Raw genomic sequence first — 20,871 nt, 5'->3', positions numbered from 1 at the left:
ACGATGCTTGAAATACCTCTGACGCAGGAGTGATTATGAGCATTAAAACAACGCTAGCCGTCTTGAGCTTGTCGAGCCTTTTGACAACGGCGCTGCCTTTTGCGGCACAGGCGTCGGTTGCGGCCCGTTGTGAAGGCATATTCACTTTTGCCAAGGTCGAGAAAAACGATCCCCGCGCCTTTGAAAACCTGACGAAATATGAACAGCTTTTCACCAAAGGTCGTGGTCTTGAAACTTACAAGATTGTTCTGGGAAAGGACTTTACCCAGTCCCTGTCCCGCGTTCTGCAAAAGCAGGACGGTCACTGGTTTGATTCCGGAGCGGGCCATGCCTTCGCGGTCCGCCAGGCGCTGCAGTCCCCGGAAGGCCAAAATCTGAAGTCCACTGTTGTCGCCTATGAAACCTCCGCCAAATCTGCGGAACGCCTGAATGTGATTTCCGGCCGGTTCCTTGAAACCATTGCCGACAAAGAAATCGCCAAAAGCGATCTGATCACCGATGTCTTCGGCCCCCTGGCCTATTCCGGCCAGCCTCATCAGGTGATGCAAAAGTATCTGAACAACCTGAAGCCCGACGGAGAAATCTTCATCTTCCTCGGGGCCCGTCATGAACTTTATGGTGAATTCAACAAGGTGATCACGGCCAAAGGCGAAGTTCTGAATTTGGGCCAGTGGCTGGAAACGATTCCCGGCATTCGCGCTGAACTTGTAAAAACCCCGAAAGAGGACGATGGCACTCATTACGAGATGTGGACCATCAAAATCACCAAGACCGATGAAAACGCCCAAGTGCCCGCCGTTGAAATGATTCACTTTAAGGAAGGCGCACCACCGGTGATGTCCTTTAAAGAAGTCGCCAATCAGGGTCTTTCCAACCACGCTTCTTTGCAGCAAAAAGCCCGCGCCACCTTCCGCGAAAGAAGCAAAAACATCACAGCCACCGAGTTCCTGGATGCCTTCCGCGGCGGCGAACTGCGCCATCCGCTGATTGCCAGCATCAAGGGCCTGAAACGTGAAGACCGCTGGGTGAATTCCTCCGAAGTCGGTGCCCAGGTCTTTGCCGGGATGAAATCCAAAGACTATGACTATAGCGACACGTCCGTGTTTGTGGGGCTGGCGCAAAAGTTTATTCGCTGGAGAGCTTCGCGCATCAACACCGATAAAATCAACTACACCCCTGTCGCGGATTCAGGCCTTCTAAAAGACGTGCGCGACGTGAAACTGATCACCGACTATCACGGGGACTTTATGTCCTCTTTCGCCCCCGACGTGGTGCTGGGCCGCTATCTGGAATCCCTGTCCAACAAAGGCGAGATTTATCTGTACACGGGAAAAGAATACGGCGGCTTCGGATCTGACAGCATGGTCATGAGAAAAGACGGAACGCAAATGCCCCTGCGCCAGTGGTTGCGCCAGATTCCGGGCGTGAACACCAGCTTGTTCCGGGGTGGCTACCACTGGACCGGTGGCGAATGGACCTTCCTGAAGGTCACGATCAAGGATCGCAATAAAATTAAAATACCAAAACTAAAACTGATGGGAACTACGGAAGGCAAAGACGGCCTTCCGCTTCCTTTCTTTGAGGAAATTTAAGTCATGAACGTTTCTGCTGTATTACTGACTCTCCTGCTGGTCGCTTCGGCCTCGGCGCAAGCCGCCTCTTCTCCGTCTTTCACGGCAGCGGAAGAAGCCGTCTTGATCGATATTAAAACCAAAACCATCGAGCTGGTGGAAAAGCAAAAGCTGGAAGCCGAAAAACTGCGCCGCTGTTTTGCATTTATTACTTTGTGTGATGCGGAAGTGAAAGAAAAACTGCCGCTGATCCGCAACGCCATCAAACAAAAATCCGAGGAATACCGCCTGCTGGTGGGTCTGGCAAACGCACAAAGCCTGATGACTTCAGCATCCGCGGCCCGCATCGGCATGACCCTGCCATTTGTGCAGTATGAAAGAAGATTCGACAAGGATCAGACAGAAATGAAACTGATCCGTCGCCTGTATCAGGAAGACTATCGCGCAATTTCCGATAAAGCCGCCGAGATGTTCAAGGACAAACCAAAAAGTCCGTATGTGAACCTGGAAGGTTATATCATTCAAAACGAACTTTCCACCGCCACGCAGTTTTACAACATGCAGGCCCTGCTGATCATTCATCAGGTGCCGTTTGTGATCTACATGAAAACCGACAAGGCCCCGGATCAGGAAATCGCCGTGGCTTTGGGGAAATACATCGAGCGCGTGAACAAGGCTTTGGGTGAACTTTATGACACCCAGAAAAATCCGCTGGAAAGTTTTCTGGTGTATGAACCGATCGTAAAAAGCATCGTGGAGGAAAATCCGCAAAGTAAAATCATCATCGAAAACCTGCTGCGCCAGCAAAAGCACGCCGTGGGTCTGAAGGCATGGATTGAAAGAAACTCACCAAGCATCAAACTGGCCGCTCTTTCCACATGTTCTCTGGTGGCAGCAGTTCTTCAGGCATGGCCGGTATCCTTAGCCTGCGGAGGCACCGCCGCTGCCATCACTGGCAAACAGCTTTACGATGACTATCACCGCATGCGCGACAACTTCGCCCTGTGGTTGACCGGAGCCCAAAGCCACACGGCTTTGAAAACATCCGAAGCCCGCGTGATGTATTCGACATTGGCGCTGTTCTTTGCCGGACAGAGCGTGGGTAACACGTTGCTGGCAATTGAAACAAGCCTTGTGGCAACGCTGTCGAATCTGCCGACGGTGGCGGCGGCCCGCTTCACCAGCCTGACAGCGCTGCGTGAAGGCGGCATCCGCTTTGCTTCACGCACGATTGAAATGAAGGGCAAGGATCTGGGGGCCAGTATCTTTGCGGCTTCCTATGCCAACGTCACCGATCATGATTTGAAGACGACCCGCGAAGACCGCATCTTCACGTACAGGGATCTGCTGCTGCTTCAGCAGGCGGCGCAGACGACGAAGCCCTAAAAGGCTTGGGTTTCACTCTTTCCTTAAAAAACAAAACCCACAACCGGTTAAAGTTGTGGGTTTTTTATTTTCAAACTTGAAAGCGAATTACTTGCGGATTTTCGCTCTGTACATACGCTTCTTGGTCAAGATGCGTTTTTTTCTGTGACGGATACCTTTTCTGGATTTACCTTTTGCTGCCATTTTAGTTCTCCTTATTATTTCTTATTTGTCGGAACATTCATCAAAGCTGCAAACGGGTTGTTAAACGGGTTTGCAGGTTTCATTGGAGCCTGAGCAGGTTTGCCTGCCGGCGGACGCTGCCCCTGACCCATTGGGCGGGAAGCACCACGGTTTTCCGGACGTCTTTCACCACGAGGTGCAGAGGCTTCCGGAGCATCGTCCATTTTCATCGTCAAAGAGATCTGGTTTTTAACCACATCCACTTTCAGAACCTTCACTGTCACATGGTCACCTGGGTTTACCACTTTACGAGGGTCATCCACGAACTTGTGAGACAATGCAGAGATATGCACCAGACCATCCTGGTGAACACCGATATCCACGAACGCGCCAAAGTTAGTCACATTCGTCACGATACCCGGGCAGATCATACCTTCCGTCAGATCCTTCACTTCCATGATGTCATCACGGAACTGGAATACCTTGAACGGATCACGCGGATCGCGGCCTGGCTTTTCAAGCTCTTTAACGATGTCATCAAAGGTGAACTCACCCACCAGTTGCGCCCATTTGGTTCTTTGGGAAGCCAGTTTTTTCGCGCCTTCACCGATAACATCAGACAAAGACACACCCAGGTCTTTCGCCATGTCCGTCACCGCCTGGTAACGCTCAGGGTGAATACCGGTGGAATCCAGAACCTGTTTGCTTTGCGGGATTCTCAAGAAACCTGCTGCCTGTTCGAAAACTTTTGCAGAGAACTTGGGAACTTTCAAAAGCTCAGTACGGTCGTTGAACAGGGCTTTCTTACGAGCCTCTACGATACCCTTCGCCAGTGCCGGACCGATACCCGCCACGTGGGAAAGAAGCGCTGCTGAAGCCGTGTTCACGTCAACACCCACGTTATTCACGCAGGACTCAACCACTGCTTCCAGGGATTTTTTCAACTGGGACTGATTCACATCGTGCTGGTACTGACCAACGCCGATGGATTTTGGATCAACTTTAACCAGCTCGGCCAACGGATCCTGCAAACGGCGCGCGATAGAGATCGCACCTTTTACAGTCACATCCAGATCCGGGAACTCTTCACGAGCCACTTCGGAAGCCGAGTACACGGAAGCTCCGGACTCAGACACCATCACAACCGGGATGTTTTTACCCAGGTCTTTCAGAACTTTCTTCAGGAAGGCTTCGGTCTCACGACCGGCAGTTCCGTTACCGACAGCAATCGCCTCGATCTGGATCTGCTTCATCACGTCACCGAACAGAACTTTGGCTTTTCTGTCAGCATCGTCACCCAAAGTGTAAAGAACAGTGTGGGAAATAAAGGCACCGGATTTGTCGATCAGAGCCACTTTACAGCCTGTTCTCAAACCTGGATCCACGCCCAAGACACATTTTGGTCCGTACGGGGAAGCCAGTAAAAGCTTACGCACATTTTCAGCAAAGACCGTGATCGCATCCTGATCCGCTTTTTCTTTCAACTGACGGTGAACTTCGTTCACAACAGAAGGAAGAACATAAACGTTCAATGCCAGACGAGCACACTGTTTCAGATAGTCGCCGATCGCATTGTCCGGAGTGGACGTCGCGAAGTTTTCATAGGATTTCAAAATAGCTTCGTCGTCGCCTTTAACATCAACGGTCAGCTCTTCTTCCTGCCAGCCACGTCTCATCGCCAGATAGCGGTGATTGTTTTTCGCATCCAGAAGGTTTTTAACCGGCTCTTCAAATTCCTTGTACATTTCGTACTTGGAGTTTGCTTTGTAGCCTTTGGCCGCCTTGGCCACCACACGACCGCTGTCGTTGTAGTTTTTCGCCACCATCGCACGAAGGTCGGCATCATTGGCCACTTTTTCGACCAGGATGTCCTGCGCGCCTTTAAGCGCTTCTTCGTAGGTGTTGATTTTTGCAGTTGGATTGAGGAAGTTCTTCGCCTTCATCTCCATGGTCTGATCGTCTTTGATCGTGCCATGACCCATATCCCAGATCCAGTTTGCCAAAGGTTCCAGGCCCGCTTCGCGTGCGATGGTCGCTTTGGTTTTCTTTTTCTTTTTGAATGGTTTGTAGATTTCTTCCAACTCGCCCAGATCCCAGGAAAGCTCGATGCGCTTCTGGATTTCTGCCGTCAGGTTGTTTTGTTCGCCGATTTCTTTAATCAGGAACGCCTTACGTTTGACGATTTCGTTGTAAGTTTCGTAACCTTCGATAACCGCGCGGATTTGAACCTCGTCCAAATTGCCGGTTTTCTCTTTACGGTAACGTGCGATGAACGGAACGGTTGCCCCTTCTGCCGCAAGTTCGATCACAGCCTGTGCTGACTTTGCGGTAACGGTTGGAGCAATACGAGCCAAATAACTCTGAAGAGCCTGATCCATAGAACCTCTAGATTTAATTGGAAATGTTAGAAGATATTAAATCGGTATTATTTGTGACGGAATTGGATCAAGCCGTGAGATGGGTCGTAAGGAGATACCCCTACGCTCACACGGTCACCAACAACCACGCGGATATTAAAGCGTCTCATTTTTCCGCAAAGCTTTGCGTTAATGATAACTTTATTATCAAGTTCAATTTTGTATAGACCACCCGCCAGGGCGTCGATCACTTTTCCGTCAATTTGTACCAAATCGTCTTTTGCCATGCAGATAAATTTCTAGGTCAGTTTCCGGGGCCTTGCAATAGTTTTCTGCCCATCGCACCCCGAAACATGAGATTTGGATTAACTTAAGACAGCTTTCTATTGCTGATCAGCATGCGTTTTCCGTCCTCAAAAAGGACTTCCAAACGATCGTATTCATTGGAAAGGATGAAACCCCAGCCAAAGATCTTATGCTGTAGCGGAGTTTTTGCCTCAAATTGACCAGAAATGCTGTAGTTCGGGGCTTTCATGGCCTTGTACTTCTCATGAAGCTCGTGCCATTTCACCTGATCGTCAGACATTCCGGTTTTGTCGATTTTGACCTTTTTTTCTTTTTTCGGAGCTTCGACTTCAACTGCCGCAGCTTCTTCAACCAGCTTCAGTTTTCTCTCGGGCTTTTCCGCCTTCGCAGCTTTTTCAGCTTTCACAGCTTTCGGAGCCGGAGCCGGCTTTTCCGCTTTGACTGGTTTTACCGGGGCTGGAGCTTCTTTTTTAACAGGAGCTTTGGCTGCCTTCACTTCCTTTGCCGGTTTTGCAACTGGCTTCGGAGCAGCTTTTGCCACAGGCTTAGCAGCAGGTTTCGCAGCCGGCTTGGCAGGTTTTGCCGCCTTCGCAGGGGCTGCCTTAGCCGGGGCTTTTTTCGCCACAGGCTTCGCCGTTTTCTTTGCCGCAGGTGCTTCCTTTTTCGCTGCCTTTTTTGCCATCGCGTTTCCTCTCCAAAATTAAAGGTGAGAAAGAATCAAAAAGTGTCTATATAAGCAGCTTTATACTATCACCCAGTGTCTTGACATCAAAAAAATAATAGTAAAGTGTTAGCGCGAGGCATCACTATGATCACAGCAGAAGTCATTAAAGAGTTAAATTCTTCCGATTTGAACTTCGTCTCCGGCTCACTTTCCGCCGTAGCTTCGAAGGTCCTTCCCCCTGAGCAGTGCGATTCTGAAAGCCTGGTATTTGTGTCCAAGCCCGATCAACTGGCCCTGGCACTGAAAGCCCAGGCCCCGATTATCGTGGCTCACAAATCCCTGACAGTTCCGACCGACAGCAAAGCGGCGTTCTTCACGGCAGGCTCTATCCAACTGGGAATGGCCGCGATCCTTCCGCTGTTTGACGGCAAGATGAACCGCTTCAACCAGGCGACCAAAATCCACCCGACGGCGATCGTTCACGAAACTGCGCATCTGGGTAAAAACGTGGGCCTGGGTCCTTATGTGGTCATCGGCGAACACGCCAAGATCGGTGATGGCGCCACCATCGGAGCCCACACCGTGGTGGAATCCTTTGCAGAAATCGGTGACCACACCCTTTTGCATCCCCATGTTTTTGTAGGGTCCCACTGCGTTTTAGGATCTCATTGCGAAATCCACCCGCACACCACCATTGGGTCGGACGGCTTCGCCTTTGCGATGCAAAAAGACGGAACTCAGAAAAAGATCCCGCAGATCGGCCGCGTGGTTATCGGCAACAACGTCGAGCTGGGTGCAAACTGCGCCGTCGACCGCGCTGCTTTGACTGAGACCCGCATCGGCAACGGCACCAAGATGGATAACTTCTGTCACATTGCCCACAATGTGATTATCGGCGAAAACAACGTGATGGCGGCAAAATTCAGCATTGCCGGTTCCAGCAAAATCGGAAACAACTGCATGTTCGGCGGCGAAGTGGCGGTTTCTGACCATATCACTGTCGGCGACCGCATTGTGATCGCCGGCCGTGGCGCTGTGACTTACAACCTGACAGAGCCTGGCCAGTACGGCGGCTACCCGCTGGAGCCCCTGCGTGACGCCCTGAAAACCCTGACCAACAAAACCCACCTCACGCGCCTGCGCAAAGACGTATCCCGCGTGATTAAACATCTGGGTCTGAAAGACGAATAACAAGGAGATCCCTCAATGACATATCAGTTTTATAAAATCATGCACTTCCTGGGTTTGATGACCCTGTTCTTCGGATTGGGCGGTCTGCTGGTTGCCAACTATGCAAAAGTGACTTTGACCAAACAAGCCCGCATCATGACGTTTGTGACTCACGGGGTGGGTTTGATGCTGCTTTTGATTGGTGGCTTCGGGATGATGGCTAAATTGGGTATCATGGCCGCTATGCCAGGCTGGTTGTACGGCAAATTGATCATCTGGATGCTTTTGGGTCTGGCGGTTTCTTTGATCAAAAGAAAAGGCTATATCGGATGGCCGATCACCATCCTGCTTTTGGTTCTGGGAACCACGGCAGCGATCTTTGCGATCAACAAACCGTTCTAATTAAATCACAGGCCTTAAAAACAAAAAACCGAGGTGATGAACCTCGGTTTTTTTATTTTCTACTGACGAGTGCACTGAACGCGGGCTGAGGCGAAGTATTCCCAGCCGGAATCATTCTCTTCATACTCCAGAGTGCCCTGACCGTTGTCAGCCACTTCCAGCTTCACAAAGTACTCTGTGCGATCACCCAAAGCCGTGGTCAGCTTGGTCATGCCACCGATAGTGCGGTACAGACGTGTGTGCTCACCCACCCAGCTGTTTTCAAAGTCTGCGCTGGAAAACTTCACTTCGGCATAGTCATTCACATCAACAGAAACCGTGATAGACACCGGAACCTGTTCTTCCGTCAGGCCCTGACAGGAAAACTTCTTAGCCGCCAAGGAAGGAACAGAGAACAACAAGGGTGCTGCCATCGCCAACATCAACTTTTTCATCTTTTACTCCAAATAAACGTACTGCAAAAAAAATAAATCAATTACTGGATCGGCTCAGCCAGTTCACACTGAACGGTGAAACCCTTCAATGTCGACTTGACCCAACTGACCTTCTGACCGGAAATCTCAACAGAAGACTCGGTTTCGCCGATCATCAGGTTCTGCAAAAAGATCAGGGACTCCGGAATCGCCCCGCTGATGTCGTCCTCGATGAAAAGCTGATATTGAATCTTCAGCTCGGCATCCCCGAACTGGATCTGCGAAAATTTCGCATAACCAATATCGGTTTTAACGTTCATCATGTATTCGGAATGCTCTTTCAGAACCACGCCGTCATTCAAAAGACGGCAGTCGATTTTCTGATAGACATCCTTGGACGTCAGTCCCGCCACCGCCGAAACCGGCATAAGCATCATCACAGCCAAAAGCAGTTTCATATCCCCCCTTTATTCCTTAGAACATGGAGTACTTAAGGAAGCGGCATTCGATGTTTCCGTTAAACACGAAGTGCTTGCGTGTGGATTTCAGTTTCAAATCAGCGATCAGCTCTTTGTTACCGGAAAGGATCCACGCGTCCCAGCCCTTGAATCTGTGCTTCATGGTGAAGCTCAAGTCACGGTACACGTCACGCAGATTGTCCTCATCACCGATACGCGCGCCGTAGGGCGGATTCACGATAATAAGACCTTTTTCAACCGGTGGCTCGACAGTTGCCACAGATTCTTTTTTGAATTCGATCACCTGATCAACACCCGCACGCTTGGCATTGTCTTTCGCATTCATCAAAACGCGTTTGTCGATATCAAAGCCATAGAACTTGAAATCAAGTTCTTCTTTTTCCGCGTCCATAGCTTCCTGAACAACCTTTTCCCACGTCTCTTCTTCATAGTTCAACCAGTTCTGGAAACCAAAACCTTTGCGGTTGATACCAGGGGCAATGTTCAAAGACATCATCGCCGCCTCAATCAGGAATGTTCCGGAACCGCACATAAAGTCCACCAGTGGGCTTTGACGATCCCACTCGGACAAGCGCAGCAGACCCGCAGCCAGGTTTTCTTTCAGCGGAGCATCGCCAACTTCTTTGCGGTAACCACGTTTGAACAAGCTGTCACCGGAGGTGTCGATCGCGACGTTGAACTGGTTTTTGATCGCACGCACGTGAATGCGCAGGTCCGGATTGGTGTTATCAACATCCGGGCGCACGCCGAATTTTTCGCGGAACTGATCCACGATAGCGTCTTTGACTTTCATCGCCACAAAACGCTGGTCACGCATTTTGGATTCATTGACGCTGGCGTCGATGGAGATGGTCTGATTCGGTTTGATGTATTTGGTGAAATCGTGGCGAAGAATCTGACTGTACAGTTCTTCCGGCTGATAAGCCGTGAAATCAAGGACAGGCTTCAGAATACGGCTGGCCAAACGGGAGTGAAGGTTCGCTTTATAGCAGCCTTCCCAGTTGCTTTCGAAGAACACACCACCGATGTAACGGTCTGTGACCTTCAGGCCAAGCTCTTTCAATTCAAGTTCCAGGGGTTCAACAAGTCCACGGGCTGTGGAGGCAAAAAACTGAGGCATGGGACTGAGCCTTTCCTTTGTTAAGAAAGCCCAGTCCGAACGCCAGGCTTCCTATGTTTCGCGGTATTGTGGTCCACCGCCCCCTTCAGGAACGGTCCACTCGATGTTTTCGAATGGGCACTTAATATCACAAGTTTTGCAGTGAATACAGTTGGTATAATTGATTTGTAAGTCCTTCTTACCTGCCTCTTTTGTAGACGGCACCATCTCATAAACCGCCGCCGGGCAGAAATGATTACATGGTGATTTGTACTGAGGCTCACATACGGTACGGCAGATGTCCCCGTCCTTCAAAATAAGGTGGTTTGGGGAGTCCTCGTCATGCATGGTCCCGGTCAGGTAAACACTGGAAAGCTTATCAAAGAACAGCTCGCCATCCGGCTTCGGAAGCTTGTTGTCTTCGTGATCCAGGCCATAAGGGCCCCAGATATCCAGGACTTTTTCAGTGGTTTCAGCGTCGATATGGTCAATTGGCATTGGGTCCTGCAGACCGCGACCGCCCGTCAGCTCTTGCAGGGCCAACAGAGGCATGCTTTCCACGATGCCCTTGCTCAAGGCCTGGTGGAAGTTACGAACGCGGTAAAGCTCTTCTTTTACGAAGCCGGCTTCAATACGGTCAGAATACCCCTTGGTCACTTCCTCAGAGAAATCGCCACCCTTGATCAAGCCGTCAACGACGGCTTCTGCCGCCTGCATGCCGGATTTCATCGCCAAATGGATCCCTTTAAGCTTCTGCACGTCCACCATGCTGGCAGAGTCACCGCAGACCATAAAGCCGTTACCGTAAAGCTTCGGCATGGAATACCAGCCGCCCGCAGGCAGGGTCTTACCGCCGTAGGCGATGACTTTGCCGCCTTTAAGCATGCTTTGCAGGAACGGATGGGTTTTCAGCTTTTGCAGTTCACGGTGTGGATCCAGCAACGGATCCTGAGTATCAAGGTAAGCCACAAGGCCCACGATGATCTTGTCCCCTGGAAGGGTGTAAATGAAAGTACCACCGATGGATTTGGACAGAGGGAAGCCCATGGTATGGATGACCTGGCCGGCTTCCACCGTACCCGGAGGCATCTGGATGATTTCTTTCACGCCTTCTTCGAAGACTTCTTTGTTTTTACCGGCGCGCAGATCCAGCTTCTTTTCAACCTGGCGGAACAGGGAACCACGAGTCCCTTCGGCAAAGATCACGACTTTGGATTTCAAAATCAGACCCGGCTCGAAGTTCGCTTTTGGATTGCCATGTTTGTCGCGGCCTTTGTCGCCAGTGCGAACGCCGACGATCTTGTCGCCTTCATAAAGCGCCTCAACTGCCGCAAAGCCCGGGAAGATGTTGATGCCTTTTTCTTCACACTTAGTGCCCAACCAGCGGTTGAACTTGCTCAAAGAGATAATGTAATTGCCTTCATTGTGGAACGGCGGAGGAGTGATTGGCAGCTTGAAAGAGAAGTCAGAACCCAGATAGTAAACCGCATCTTTTTTGACTTCAGAGTCAATCGGGCAGCCTTCTTCTTTGAAGTTGGGAATAAGTTCAGTCAAAGCCTTCGGATTCAAAACCGCGCCCGAGAAACTGTGCGCGCCCACTTCCGAAGCTTTTTCCAGAACAACGATCATCTGTTCCGGGATTTGTTCGCCCTGCTTTTTACCGGCAGCAACGTCTTCGTTGTGTTTTTGAATTTGATTTTGCAGATGCAAAGCGCAGGACAAGCCCGCGGAACCACCACCGACGATCAGGACATCGACGTCCATCGTTTCGCGTGTTACACCTTCTGGCAGTTGATCGTATACAGACATATTCTCTCCATTCAATTCAATACAAAAACTCGAAACCCGGGGGCTGGCTTCCCCTATTCTTCCATCGGCTCGTCTTTGACTTCCGCCTGTGGAGCCAGCTTGCGCGCCGGAGTGGCCAGTTGGGACTGAACCTTCAGTTCCTCTTCATCCCGTCCGCCAGGATAAAGACGCTTCTTGGCCTTCATCGCAATCTCTGCTTCACGGGCCTCATCGTACTGAGGCTCGGTGGTGTCTTGCGCGTGCGCAAATGGAACACCTACTGAGGATAGCAGAAACAAACATAAGAAAACTCGGATCATAACCCGCTCCTGTCTTCCGCGCTTCGCGCGCATATTAAAAGCTAACTGAGAAAGTTGTCATTAGAAATAGTGCAGGAATTCTGGTTTTCAGTCCAGAACTCTGGCGCGGCCCAGCCCATGTTTTTCGGGGGTAAATGCTCAACCCACCGGCAGTCTGCGGTGGAACTTCATCGGTATTTGGCGTCGAACAGATTCAATCCGCTCGCGTGTGAATTTAGCGATCGTCACCCCAGGCTGGCGCATTTCCACTTGGCCAACCACGGCCCCCCAAGGGTCGATAATCAGACTGTGACCATAGGTTTCCCGGGTGCCCCCGCGAAGACCTGTATGGGTGCCGCCTTGGGCGGCTGCGATCACATAAGATTGATTCTCAATCGCACGGGCTCTGAGCAGGATTTCCCAGTGGGCCTCGCCGGTTTTCACCAGGAATGCCGCCGGCAGCAGAATCACATCGACTTCGCGACGGGCGTACTGCGAAAACAGTTCCGCAAAGCGCACATCGTAACAGATTGCCTCGCCGACCTTCCAGCCATCGATGTCGATCACATGCGGGGTCTGACCGTGGCGGAACACATCGGATTCGCGGATAGGCTGCTGCCCTTCCAACTGAATGTCGAACAGATGCATTTTCTGATAAGTCGGCTGAACCTCCCCTTCCGGAGTGATCAGCGCCGAGGAATTATAAAGATGCCCCTCCAGATACAGAGGGATCGAGCCCAGATGCAGATAAGTATTGTAGTGTTTGGCCAGTTCGGAAAGACGGGCAAAGGCCGGGTGACTGAGAGTAAGCCCCTCGATCTTTTCACCCTCTTTCAGACGCAAATAAAGGCAGTTTTCAGGAAAGGAAACAAAGCGCGGTTGCGCGGTTTTGAAGGTCTCTTTCAAGAGCTCTTCCATCTGAGCCACGTTGGTTGTTACATCATCGACCGAAGTCATTTGCACTGCTGCGACAACCAACTCTGAGCTCATCAGGGGACCTCTTACTCTTCGCTGTTAATCAGAACATTGGAAGTGCGCGCTTCTTTGACTTCGCGGCAGTTCCATTTGGCTTCTTCCAGATTTTTTCGCACATTTGTTACGAAGTCATGGCAGGACTGATGATTTTGTCCAGAGCCGATGGTTTCATCCACACCTTGTTTTGTGTAGATCGCGCGGCACACTTGATCGGTACCAATCTCAACACGCAGAGTGCGAACCGTCTTGTTATGTTTGCACAGAACAAGAGACTCCCCTAATTCAGCCGCGTGACTGAAAGACGAAAAAAAAAGCACTGTGATCGATGCCGACAACAGTGCTTTTATGTTTTTTGCTTTAGAGATTTGGTCCTGTTTCAAGCTGCTCTCCTCTTTTAACAAGTGGGGCGAAATTAATGTTTCTAAACCCAACTTAGATTTTACGCAGCTATGTAAGAGACTAAAACGAAGAGATCGCCTTAAGGACCAAATTTAGACTTTGTCTTAGGCAAACTTTGCCCGGTTGACCTTTAACTGACAACCGGACTTATAGACTAAGCGGACTTAGACTTAGCAGCCTTTTTGGAAGTCTTCTTCTCTTTGGAAGCAGCTTCTACCAACTTCACGTTGGAGTAGTCGATGAAGCCTTCTTTTTTCAAAAGACCATCTTTTTTGTCGTAGTGTGTTTGTACTTTCACACCTTGAACCTGGATTTTCATAGCGTTAGCGTCTACAGCGATAACAGTGCCCTTCTTACCTTTGTCAGAGCCTGTGATAACTTGAACTGTCGCGCCTTTTTTGATTTTCAATTTCATTGTGGCCAACCTTAATTAGTTCTTAGAAGAAATTTTCTTTTTGATTCTCATCTTAACGGTCAAAGCTCTTTTAGAAAGCTTGGAGTCGTCTTGATTAAGGATGAAATTATCAAAACCACCTACGTGCTCCATATCACGGATAGCACTAGCTGCGATTGAAAGTCTTACCATTTGGTTCAAAACGCGGCTAAAGATGCGTTTTTTCTGAACATTTGGTAGAGCAGTTGATTTTGTTTTAATGTTGGAGTGGGATACCAAGTTTTTAACAACTGGACCTTTTCCGGTTACTTCACATTTGCTCATTCTAAGCTCCTCTGGCTCTCTTACATAGGGCACCCCTTCGGATGCCTTAAAACTAGCTACAAGTCTGGGTTGGCGCCTAACGGCGCGAAAAACAAGAAACAACCATATAAAGTAAAAAGACACTTGATGGCAACTCTTTTTTCTCGTATACACAAGAACTCGCTAACCAACAGGAAATCGAAAGTAGGATAGTAATGAAAAAGACAACTCGTAGCAAATACCGTCAGGAATTCTCTGGTGACCACGTATTCGATTACAAAGATCCAGCATCTTTGACTCGTTTCATCGGTGACGGTGGTAAAATCACTCCATCCAGAATCTCTAAATTGTCCGTTGCTCAACAAAAAAGAGTAGCAGCAGCAGTTAAGAAATCCCGTAACTTGGCTCTATTGCCATCTGGTTCTGACTCTTACGATACATTCCACAGAGCAGAAGCAATCTCTCCAGTTCCTTTCGAGATCTAATCCGAAGCGAACAAGAGAACTGATTTCCTGCTTGGGAAGACAAAAAAGCCGGTGTGAAAACCGGCTTTTTTGCGTTTTAAACCTTTTCCCGGCTGACTTTCCACCAGCTCCAGACCGTCGCCGCCATCATCAGCATGTAACTTTTACTCGACCACTGATGCAGCACCGGGCCCGGAATTCCGATAAAAGACAGTTGCTCAAACGGCACGCCCCAGTTCATCAAACGGATACCTAATATAGGTAACGCAAACAGGGTCCAGAACTGCATCACAACCACAAACCAGACAAACTGGCTGAGTTCCGCCCGGCGGTATTCGACCACCATCATAATGACTGGCAGCAGCACAAAAAGAATCCCCGCCAAGGTCGCCGCGATCTGGCGATCCGGGATCCCCCTGAACAGGGCCATCACCGCCAGGATCACAATCACTTCCGCTATTAGATATCCAAGAAAAGCATTTCGTCTCATATCCAAGAAGCTAGTCCACCCCACCAGACAACTCAAGGGGTAAGCACGCCCAGCACCCGTTTATTTTGATTTGAAGCCCGAACCGTCCGGCCACCGCCTTGCAATAGGGGTTACTCGAACAACGAAACCTTTTAAGGGGGCTTAAATGGAAACCAACGAATTGAGACTTTTGAAACTGCAAACGGAACTGAAAACCTTCGGCCTGAATCCGGCCGAATGGAGCCTGCAAAAGATCCAGGCCCTGGGTTACCTGCTTCTAAACACCCAGGACGAACAATTTGCTATGTACGGAGAACTTGAATACCGCGACAAAAAACCTCGCTGGAAGTCCCTGGAGGTGGTGTCGCTTTAATAGACTTCGCAACGGACCGAGAACAAGCTGCGATTCCAGATATCCTGCTCTGAAAGAACCTGCGTGGCCTTACGAGGCTCGACAGCCACCAGAGCCGGATCCGCGGACGGCGGCAGTTCTTCGCCCGGGAACTTTTCATAAACTTTTTTACGGAAGTTCGTCCACGCCTCTTCCCCATTGGCCCGAGTATAGATGTTCTTCAAACGACAGAAGATCGCGATCTCGGCATCTTGCATCCATCCAAAACGCTCAAGCCCCATTTCCGGAGGCTTGGTTCCCCAGGCCAAACGCGCCATCAATTCAATCCCATCATTCAAGTTGGAACGAACTTCATTAATCCCATACAACTGGGAGGTACATTCGGCAGAGGATTTGCCGACACCTTCCGCCACCTCACGCAAGATTGTGAAGTACTCATAGCAAGACCCCGCACTGTTCCCGAGCTGGCAGGCCTCTTTGGCGCGCACGATGGTCGGCGGAATTTTCGACTTCTTGTAGTCTGTTGGGAAGATGTTGCCTTTTTGCAACTCCTTGAAAGCTTCAGCCTGGGTGTCGCAAACTGAGTGAGGCGGGCTCATGATCATGAAGGCAATGATGGCAACCACCAGGACCAAAATGGCAAGAACAGGCTTCGGCAAAGAGTTCAGAAAGTTTTCCATGAAAAAAAGGGTACTAATATTACGCGTTAGAATCTAGTAGTTTGACAAGAGGCCTAGGGATTATGTAGTTTTCTGACTCTGTCGGGGAGTAGCGCAGTCTGGTAGCGCATCTGGTTTGGGACCAGAGGGTCGTAGGTTCGAATCCTATCTCCCCGACCATTTTTCTAAACGAACGCTTGACCGTTCTATCCCACTTTTCAGCAACCAGATCAATTTTAAAGACAATAGAGATCAAAAAGTTACGGGTTCGCATAACACTATGCTTGGACACCAATTTCTTATGCGAACCTCTCTAAATAGCCTTCAATCAGAGTAAAAGAGACTTAAGTTTTAAGTACGTTTAGATTTATGGTCGGATCTCCATGTGTCCTATGCACACGTTTCTAAAAATCCTTCTATCAACTCCAAATCGTCTTTATATCTTTCGATAATTTTACGTATGGCAGAATGATCCCATTGTTTTGCACTTCTTGGCGCGATCTGTTTGTCATTTAAGATTTTCTTGATGGATGAGTCGCTGAAGCCGGAATGATGGAGCTGCAAAATATTGTGCACGACAATCATCTCTCTGGTTTCCATCAAAAGTTTTCCTTTGAAATAGATGTAGCCGAACGGAGCATTACCCTTCCTCAAAGATTTTATACCTAATGCACCTTCTTTGCATACAGCCACGACTGAGCTCTTAGAAATTCCTAATCGCTTTGATATTTCATTGTACGAGTACCCTTGCTCTCGCATCTTGAGCGCTCGTGGCCGTGTTTTCTTGGGCGGCTTGGGCCAAGGGATCACCGAGTAGATATAGGGACCATCCGGTCCGACTCCAACCTTAAAAAAATCGTTCATTGCATATCCTCCAGAGAATCAATAAATCTAAAAACTCAGAGTTGTATTTGATCAGATTTTATCACCTCATATGAGCACTAGAGGGATTTTTATGAGCGGCGAACCAGATTTCGCGATTTGGCCACCTTATGAAGTATTTTATATTGAGAGCATGAGATTTCGTACCTCCTCAGCGTTGGACTCAGTAGATACTGTGAATTTTTTAATAACTGCAGTCGTAAGAAACGAGAAAGACAAACTTCCTCAAGATTGGCATCGACATTTACTTGATCATCTTCAAAATATTGTCATTCAGGGAGCAGCCCTTTCACGATTTCTTTGGCCACCTCACGACGGAGAAAATAAAATGCACAAAAAGAGAGGCCAACTATTAAGAAAAGCACTGAGTATTAAAAATGATAGTCCCCTTAAAAATCGCGCTTTAAGAAATCAGATTGAGCACTTCGATGAGCTATTGGACAAATATCTTCAACCTGGAATCGTTGGCAATGTTCTTCCAGATTTTATTGGAGACTCGAGAAATAAAAGCGAAGTCCCACTTCATGTTTTTAGAGGGTATTTTCTAGATAACGGTGTTTTCCAGATTCTAAATTCAAAGTTTGAAATCAACCCGCTAGTAGAGGAAATTCATACTATTGGGGCTAAATTGGAAGAGTTGAGCCATAGAGGAAGATTAGAAGTTCGAAAATAAAATAGTCGCACATGAATTTTTTATTTTGGACTTAAGAGATTAGAGCGTGAACATATGACCAAATTTTTTGATCCTCTGGTCATAGCCACATAGAGGTTTCTTGAATCAAATGCGTCTGCATTCAATATTATAGCTGACTCAGCCTCTAATCCTTTGAGAAGCAAGGTACTTCCCACAGCTCTCTGAGGCAAGGGGCGTCCTAAAAATCTATGCTGCTCTCTAATACGGATGACCGCATCTTTAAATGAAACTACTGTGGCGTCATTAGCTAAGTGAAGTGCTCTGATACAGGCCTGCAACACCGTCGGCCTATATACTCTCACTTCTTTTGAGTTACTTACTCTATCAAGCAAATTCGCAATCTTTGAATAGGTCGGCTGAGCCACCAGATCCATCGCTGCAATTTCAATATCACTAGCTTTCGTCTTAGCAGTTCCCTTCATTAGAGATTGCACTCTGCGTGACAGATTCAGCTCGCCCACTTTCGTCATGAGACATTTTGCAAAACTCAACACAAGTTCAAAGAGGTTCTCCGAATCCAGGTTAATATTTTCAGAAAACTCAACTAGATCTTGTAGTTCCACTGCTTCAACAGCAATAGCACCACCAACTGAACTCGCGATTCTATGTCGACTATCAGCATGAACACTATCTCCAATAACGAGAGTACGATCACCATTTTCTGATGGCCTGGTCTGAGCTGCCTTAAGTATTTTTATGTAATCCGACCCTTTTCCGTTAAGCTGAATCCAGGTCACTGCCCCAGGCGCTTGAGTCAAATCAATCGGCTTACCACTCAAAAGACACTTACGTACATCCAATAGCCAATTCCCTAGCTCCTCAGACCCTCCATTTTTCCAACGCCAAGGTGTCGATAGCTCACCGGATGGCGGAAACACGCTACAAATATCCTTTTCCCAGCTAGGTTGAGTTTCTCCTCTAAAACCAAATATTGCCTGTAAAGGATCTCCCAACACGCAAGTCGGCAACGTTTCGGCAAGCACACTTACAACCAAATGTTGAGCTTTGGAACAATCTTGGTATTCATCAACAATTACTCTAGAATAGCTAGCTAATAATATGTCTTCGATAGATTTCGTTTTTAGAATTACGAGAGTAGCTTCATGAATAGCTGGATAGTCATCTCGTGGATTTTTTAATTTCAACGTTTCTGGCGTTATCTTTGATGTTTTGGGAAATGTAGATGCTAATTTCATCGCCCACCCATCGATAGTTGCCAACACATAGCTCGATGGCGATACTTTTACCTTTGCCAATCTACTTCTCAGCGCATTTACACCTGCGTGAGTATGCGTAAGCACCAGAATCGGCTTCTTGTCATTATGACTCTTAAGAGCGTTGCCAATGAGTTGAGTCTTTCCGCAACCAGCGGGTGCCGTAATAGATCCTCTATTGACCTTTAGAAGATCTATCTCAATAGCCATCTTTTACCCAATTGAAAATCGCTTCAACTCTAGCTACAAATGCTGCGTCTGCCTTATCTGGCCCGATGACGTCTCTCGCAACTTCTTCCATCAAATCAATTCGTTTAAACCAACCTTTACCAAGCTTTGCTGCTTTAGCTAAAACACCTCGCTGATCCTTAAGAACATCAGATTTACAATCTTTCAGCGAAAGCTTACCGTTTGAGGCCGTCCTAATATTTGCATCAACAAATTCATCTCCCCAAAAGATGACTGCTTTCTGAATAAGCCTCTCTACTCCATCAATGGAAAGGGAATGAAAAATCTCATCTTCTATTGCAAAATCTTTTGACCACGAAAATACATCACCAGTAGCTTTAAAAAGAGCTTCATCTTTTGCATCTGGCTTAACGTCGTCATCTCTCAGTACTGCTATGCGCCCCTTTAATTGCTGAAAAGCGGTCGCTCTTTTGAAGACTTTGGTAATTCCTCCGCCATCTGCAAGAGCCACCCCTGAGGCCATCATTGATTGAAGTCCATTGGACACTCGATACAAGTCCAATCCTCGCAAAAAGCCAATTTCAGTTGCACCTTCACAAACTAATACAGAAGATGCCAACAACGCGTCCGGATATGCCCTAACCGTCCCTTGAATATCATTCTCAACTCCTACGCTATTAACTTCATGTGAGTTTTCTGCCTTCCGCAGAAGAAAAAGCTGACTGCCATTTAACTCCCTCACAGCAACTGGCGAATGAGTTGTAACAAAAACCTGCATTGGAGATTCTTTTTCCTTTGCGCCTAATGACCCAAGAAGCCTTATCAGTCGATGGGGCTCCAATCCGTATTCCAATTCATCGATGATCAAAACGCTCGCTTGTTCGCCAGCTTTTCTTTGTAGACCTGCGATCAATAATCTCTTTGAACCAACACCCAGATTGGAGAGAGGAATGCCAATTTCATCATGAAGCGATATTATTCCTCCGCTAACCGACATAGACGCCATATCCAGCATCGCATGAACATCTTTTCCAACTGAAACTCCCAAGGTCACTGCAGTTTCACTGACAACTGATCTAGCTCCTTTTAACTGCTCATTAGCCTCTTGTCCAAATGCCTGTCTTGCCTCTCGATTTACTTTTACCATCGCTAGTGATGTGTCAACTTTCTCAGCGGAAATTTTTGTTAATACGGAACCTTTTCGCCAACTCAAATCGAAACTTGAAAAAGTACCTAATCTGGCTGGCGATAACTTCATACGGTCAGCCCATGCTAGCGAACGCATTTGGCCGTGAAGTAGTGCTCTGTCAGAAATTAAATGCCAGGTAGGTTCCAGGTCTTCATCGACCACCAATTGAACAGTCATTACCGTCTCTAGCTTTACCGCCGGCTCATCGACAATTTGTTCGGCTACATTGTCAAAGCCTCGAAGATACATTCCGTATGAGTCGATATTTTTCAGCTCGTCATCCAAATCACCTATTGTGATTTCAATTTGAACCGGACTCGATGTGTCTCCTTTAAAAAAGTCTGAATCGAGAAATTGGACATTACGACGAGCACCTAGACAAAGGTCAATGGCATCCAGAATGGTTGTCTTGCCGCTATCGCCAGGACCGATGAGACAATTAATTCCATCTTTTGGGAACCACACTAAGCTATTAATACCTCTAAAATTTTTTATACTTATACATCGTATCCGCGCCATTAAAATCCTCTGGTGTCCTCAATTCAACGGGAACTTCTTATCGATAAAATACAATGTAGTTTATTAGCGTGCT

The 20,871-nt window shown here is 48.2% G+C and carries 24 protein-coding genes and 1 tRNA gene; 8 read left to right on the top strand and 17 right to left on the bottom strand.

The genetic code is table 11. From position 1 onward, the window contains the following. The first annotated feature begins 35 nt into the window (after positions 1–35). Together ACZ520_RS04430 and ACZ520_RS04425 are read left to right on the top strand one after the other, a co-directional pair. Complete coding sequence (locus tag ACZ520_RS04430; RefSeq protein ID WP_416480843.1) at positions 36–1,592, top strand: hypothetical protein; 1,557 nt, start codon at positions 36–38, stop codon at positions 1,590–1,592. Between the two features lie 3 nt (positions 1,593–1,595). Continuing rightward, the gene (locus ACZ520_RS04425) at positions 1,596–2,957 is read left to right on the top strand and encodes a hypothetical protein (protein ID WP_464127641.1); all 1,362 of its coding nucleotides are present in this window, start codon (positions 1,596–1,598) and stop codon (positions 2,955–2,957) included. A 197-nt stretch (positions 2,958–3,154) separates the two neighbouring features. Here ACZ520_RS04425 and ACZ520_RS04420 read toward each other — a convergent pair whose 3' ends face one another. The 3 genes from ACZ520_RS04420 to ACZ520_RS04410 all read right to left on the bottom strand — a co-directional run bounded on the left by ACZ520_RS04420 (position 3,155) and on the right by ACZ520_RS04410 (position 6,464). Next, entirely contained in the window at positions 3,155–5,497 is a 2,343-nt protein-coding gene (locus tag ACZ520_RS04420) for a helix-hairpin-helix domain-containing protein (RefSeq protein ID WP_464127640.1), read from the bottom strand. 47 nt (positions 5,498–5,544) lie between these two features. Then, positions 5,545–5,763, bottom strand: coding sequence for a translation initiation factor IF-1 (gene infA, locus ACZ520_RS04415; protein WP_011163494.1), 219 nt, complete (start codon positions 5,761–5,763; stop codon positions 5,545–5,547). Between the two features lie 83 nt (positions 5,764–5,846). Beyond that, on the bottom strand, positions 5,847–6,464 hold the full coding sequence (locus ACZ520_RS04410; RefSeq protein WP_088566028.1) for a hypothetical protein: 618 nt from the start codon (positions 6,462–6,464) through the stop codon (positions 5,847–5,849). Positions 6,465–6,590: 126 nt separating this feature from the next. Here ACZ520_RS04410 and lpxD point away from each other — a divergent pair, with 126 nt between their 5' ends. Next, complete coding sequence (gene lpxD / locus ACZ520_RS04405) at positions 6,591–7,637, top strand: UDP-3-O-(3-hydroxymyristoyl)glucosamine N-acyltransferase (RefSeq protein WP_088566029.1); 1,047 nt, start codon at positions 6,591–6,593, stop codon at positions 7,635–7,637. A gap of 15 nt (positions 7,638–7,652) precedes the next feature. Next, complete coding sequence (locus ACZ520_RS04400; RefSeq protein ID WP_088566030.1) at positions 7,653–8,018, top strand: hypothetical protein; 366 nt, start codon at positions 7,653–7,655, stop codon at positions 8,016–8,018. Between the two features lie 59 nt (positions 8,019–8,077). Here the strand turns inward: ACZ520_RS04400 and ACZ520_RS04395 are convergent, their stop codons facing one another. The 9 genes from ACZ520_RS04395 to rpmB all read right to left on the bottom strand — a co-directional run bounded on the left by ACZ520_RS04395 (position 8,078) and on the right by rpmB (position 14,188). Next, on the bottom strand, positions 8,078–8,452 hold the full coding sequence (locus ACZ520_RS04395) for a polyketide synthase (RefSeq protein ID WP_464127639.1): 375 nt from the start codon (positions 8,450–8,452) through the stop codon (positions 8,078–8,080). Between the two features lie 41 nt (positions 8,453–8,493). Then, positions 8,494–8,889 (bottom strand): branched-chain amino acid aminotransferase, encoded by a 396-nt coding sequence (locus ACZ520_RS04390; protein WP_464127638.1) that lies wholly within the window; start codon positions 8,887–8,889, stop codon positions 8,494–8,496. 16 nt (positions 8,890–8,905) lie between these two features. After that, positions 8,906–10,030 (bottom strand): THUMP domain-containing class I SAM-dependent RNA methyltransferase, encoded by a 1,125-nt coding sequence (locus ACZ520_RS04385; protein WP_088566033.1) that lies wholly within the window; start codon positions 10,028–10,030, stop codon positions 8,906–8,908. 51 nt (positions 10,031–10,081) lie between these two features. After that, positions 10,082–11,818 carry an electron transfer flavoprotein-ubiquinone oxidoreductase gene (locus ACZ520_RS04380; protein ID WP_088566034.1) on the bottom strand — a complete coding sequence of 579 codons (1,737 nt, stop codon included), beginning with the start codon at positions 11,816–11,818 and terminating at the stop codon, positions 10,082–10,084. Positions 11,819–11,871: 53 nt separating this feature from the next. Then, positions 11,872–12,117 (bottom strand): hypothetical protein, encoded by a 246-nt coding sequence (locus ACZ520_RS04375; RefSeq protein ID WP_088566035.1) that lies wholly within the window; start codon positions 12,115–12,117, stop codon positions 11,872–11,874. Between the two features lie 138 nt (positions 12,118–12,255). After that, complete coding sequence (locus ACZ520_RS04370) at positions 12,256–13,086, bottom strand: carbon-nitrogen hydrolase family protein (protein ID WP_464127637.1); 831 nt, start codon at positions 13,084–13,086, stop codon at positions 12,256–12,258. 11 nt (positions 13,087–13,097) lie between these two features. Next, positions 13,098–13,451: a hypothetical protein gene (locus ACZ520_RS04365; RefSeq protein WP_417869854.1), complete on the bottom strand. Its 354-nt coding sequence runs from the start codon at positions 13,449–13,451 to the stop codon at positions 13,098–13,100. A 173-nt stretch (positions 13,452–13,624) separates the two neighbouring features. After that, the gene (locus ACZ520_RS04360; protein ID WP_088566038.1) at positions 13,625–13,885 is read right to left on the bottom strand and encodes a KOW motif-containing protein; all 261 of its coding nucleotides are present in this window, start codon (positions 13,883–13,885) and stop codon (positions 13,625–13,627) included. A 15-nt stretch (positions 13,886–13,900) separates the two neighbouring features. Next, a complete protein-coding gene (gene rpmB / locus ACZ520_RS04355; protein WP_041577024.1) occupies positions 13,901–14,188 on the bottom strand; it encodes a 50S ribosomal protein L28 in 288 nt (95 codons plus the stop codon). A gap of 194 nt (positions 14,189–14,382) precedes the next feature. Here rpmB and rpsR point away from each other — a divergent pair, with 194 nt between their 5' ends. Next, positions 14,383–14,652, top strand: coding sequence for a 30S ribosomal protein S18 (rpsR, locus tag ACZ520_RS04350; RefSeq protein WP_011163482.1), 270 nt, complete (start codon positions 14,383–14,385; stop codon positions 14,650–14,652). A gap of 76 nt (positions 14,653–14,728) precedes the next feature. On the opposite strand, the gene ACZ520_RS04345 is transcribed toward rpsR, so the two are convergent. Beyond that, positions 14,729–15,121, bottom strand: a complete 393-nt coding sequence (locus tag ACZ520_RS04345) for a hypothetical protein (RefSeq protein ID WP_374032214.1) — start codon at positions 15,119–15,121, stop codon at positions 14,729–14,731. Between the two features lie 145 nt (positions 15,122–15,266). Between ACZ520_RS04345 and ACZ520_RS04340 the strand changes: the two genes are divergently transcribed. After that, positions 15,267–15,473: a hypothetical protein gene (locus ACZ520_RS04340; protein WP_088566040.1), complete on the top strand. Its 207-nt coding sequence runs from the start codon at positions 15,267–15,269 to the stop codon at positions 15,471–15,473. Here the strand turns inward: ACZ520_RS04340 and ACZ520_RS04335 are convergent. Further along, the gene (locus tag ACZ520_RS04335) at positions 15,470–16,132 is read right to left on the bottom strand and encodes a hypothetical protein (RefSeq protein WP_088566041.1); all 663 of its coding nucleotides are present in this window, start codon (positions 16,130–16,132) and stop codon (positions 15,470–15,472) included. The genes ACZ520_RS04340 and ACZ520_RS04335 overlap by 4 nt on opposite strands. 82 nt (positions 16,133–16,214) lie before the next feature. Here ACZ520_RS04335 and ACZ520_RS04330 point away from each other — a divergent pair. After that, positions 16,215–16,291 (top strand) — tRNA-Pro (locus ACZ520_RS04330). A gap of 210 nt (positions 16,292–16,501) precedes the next feature. Here the strand turns inward: ACZ520_RS04330 and ACZ520_RS04325 are convergent. Further along, positions 16,502–16,975, bottom strand: a complete 474-nt coding sequence (locus ACZ520_RS04325; RefSeq protein WP_464127636.1) for a recombinase family protein — start codon at positions 16,973–16,975, stop codon at positions 16,502–16,504. Positions 16,976–17,066: 91 nt separating this feature from the next. Between ACZ520_RS04325 and ACZ520_RS04320 the strand changes: the two genes are divergently transcribed. Beyond that, positions 17,067–17,666 (top strand): hypothetical protein, encoded by a 600-nt coding sequence (locus ACZ520_RS04320; RefSeq protein ID WP_464127635.1) that lies wholly within the window; start codon positions 17,067–17,069, stop codon positions 17,664–17,666. A 20-nt stretch (positions 17,667–17,686) separates the two neighbouring features. Here the strand turns inward: ACZ520_RS04320 and ACZ520_RS04315 are convergent, their stop codons facing one another. Beyond that, a complete protein-coding gene (locus ACZ520_RS04315; protein ID WP_464127634.1) occupies positions 17,687–19,111 on the bottom strand; it encodes a UvrD-helicase domain-containing protein in 1,425 nt (474 codons plus the stop codon). Next, a complete protein-coding gene (locus tag ACZ520_RS04310) occupies positions 19,101–20,798 on the bottom strand; it encodes an ATP-dependent nuclease (protein WP_464127633.1) in 1,698 nt (565 codons plus the stop codon). Before ACZ520_RS04310 ends, ACZ520_RS04315 begins: the two co-directional genes overlap by 11 nt. Between the last annotated feature and the right edge of the window lie 73 nt (positions 20,799–20,871).

The organism is Bdellovibrio sp. BIS2 (assembly GCF_055398295.1).
This window is presented reverse-complemented; position numbering and strand designations above follow the sequence as displayed.